Source organism: Rhodococcus sp. UFZ-B548 (assembly GCF_903819475.1).
Lineage (GTDB): Bacteria > Actinomycetota > Actinomycetes > Mycobacteriales > Mycobacteriaceae > Rhodococcus_F > Rhodococcus_F erythropolis.
This window is the reverse complement of the sequence record NZ_CAIJDS010000138.1, coordinates 1-1867: the sequence shown is the minus strand read 5'-3', so window position 1 is coordinate 1867 and position 1867 is coordinate 1. Positions and strand designations below refer to the sequence as shown.

Genomic DNA, 1867 nt, shown 5'->3' with positions numbered 1-1867 from the left:
GAGATGCCACTTGTCGACTGCGATCCGCGCGTCCGGCAGGGCGGTGCGGATCCCGGATCGACAGGTACAACAGCGCCCGCCCGCACACCCGCCTCGGCAACGCCCCACCCGCCGAGTACGAGGCAGCGCACTGCGCTGAGCCCACCAAGTCATCGCGACCGGCAATGACACCTGCATAGACGTGGCATCAACGCGTAGATGTTTCAGTTTCTTCTGTGCTGGGGCTGTGTCAGGTGCTGGACCGGGTGTAGGCAGCGGCGCGCACCACATCGTCGTCCTCCAGTCCAGCTCCTAGTGCTCCGCCCACGGTGGCCAGGCTGGCGGTGAGCCAGCTGATCTTCGCGTAGTCCAAAGCGTTCACTGGGTGACCGGCGACACCGGCCAGTACCTGCTCGTCGATGAGCAGCAGCGCGCCGACCCAGGACAGGATGAATAAGCCGAGGTAGAACACCACAACCCCGATGGCCACGGTCGCGGTGGTGGCCAAATTGAACAGGATCACCTGCTCACGTTGGGCTCGCCGCCGTGGGCGCTCCCACAAGTCGGCTCCCAGGATCAGGGTGGCACTCACCGCCCCGATCGCCATCACCGCCAGCAGGACCAGGCGCACCGGCCCGTAGGCCATGGCCAGTACCCATAGGTCCGAGGCCACCAATGTCAGCATGCCGGTGGCCGCTGCCACGACCATCGCCCGGGAGAGCCGGGCCACGAAGGCCCAAGGCTGGTTGGCGCGGATCATGCCCAGCAGCAACCGCACGTTGCCGCTCAGCACTCGGGCCGTGAACTGCACGACGTTGTCGTCCGGGCGTTCGTCGAGATCGGTGGACAGCTGGTGGGCTCTTCGAGCAAGATCCCGCTGGGCGTTGAGGTCTTCGGCGTCGTAGCCCAGGAGCTGCCCGACCACGTGCACGGTGGTCTCTTGCACCTTCTGCCGCACGTGCACGGCTCCCAGGGTTGGGACGGAGACCAGTCCTACCCCGTGCACGGGGTAGGACTGGGTGAGCACCGGACGTCGGCCGGTCTTCAGTGGGATCTCGGTGAGCACCACGGCCAAATCCCAGTTCTCCTCCAGCACGCGGTTTCGGGCCGCCTCCAGCAGGTCCAAGGTCTCGGTGGGTGGATCGACCAGCCGGTCTTCGGCCATCTTCAGTTGCCAGCGCACTCCCGGATACCGCTGCACCAAAATCTTGCGCACCGAGGTGGTGACCTCGGGGCCGAGCATCGCACTCAGGGATGGTGAGACCACCAGGCCGATGAGCAGCTCGGCATCGGAAAGGGGTTCGGCAGGATCGGCGGTGGATCGGCAACGCTTAGCAGTCACCGCTCCATGGTGAGGCAACCACGGGCCGATTGCCACTGGCTCGATGGAGCCCCAAGGTTTCGTGCAGCACCGCGGGCCGGATTCGGTGGTCGCCTCGATCCCGGAGAGAGCGGTGCTGCTCACTGCGAAATCCTCTCCCCGCCGACGCCGCCAGCGCGAAGACATCACAGCCAGCGGGCCCGGGACCTGCCGGTGTCGAGGACGGCTTCTCGATGATGCTGCAGTGACGGATCGGTTGAAGTGCTTCGGCGGTGTGGGAGCAGTGATCAGCGTGGGGGCGGTCGATTCCGTTCGGACAGGTGATGCATCGACTGCCCAGCGGCAGGTGCGGTACTGATGCGGGGGTACCCGGTGCAGGGGTGTCAAGGCCCAGCTCCGAAGACGGCAAGCCGGGCACGTGAAAGGCGAATTATGGCCCGCCGCAACCCGAGCGGGAAGGCATGTGTGGCACGAGGCGCCGAAGACGGGCCGGGCGTTTACTGCAGAGATAAATGGCTCTCCGCATTTGAGCGGGGCGTGTGCTGATTTCATGCTGCTGGTCTCTGC

Annotated in this window: 1 protein-coding gene; it reads right to left on the bottom strand. The window is 65.8% G+C overall.

Translation table 11 applies throughout. The features are described 5' to 3' along the window. Positions 1-229 precede the first annotated feature (229 nt). On the bottom strand, positions 230-1321 hold the full coding sequence (locus tag H7C86_RS36820) for a hypothetical protein (RefSeq protein WP_182263509.1): 1092 nt from the start codon (positions 1319-1321) through the stop codon (positions 230-232). Between the last annotated feature and the right edge of the window lie 546 nt (positions 1322-1867).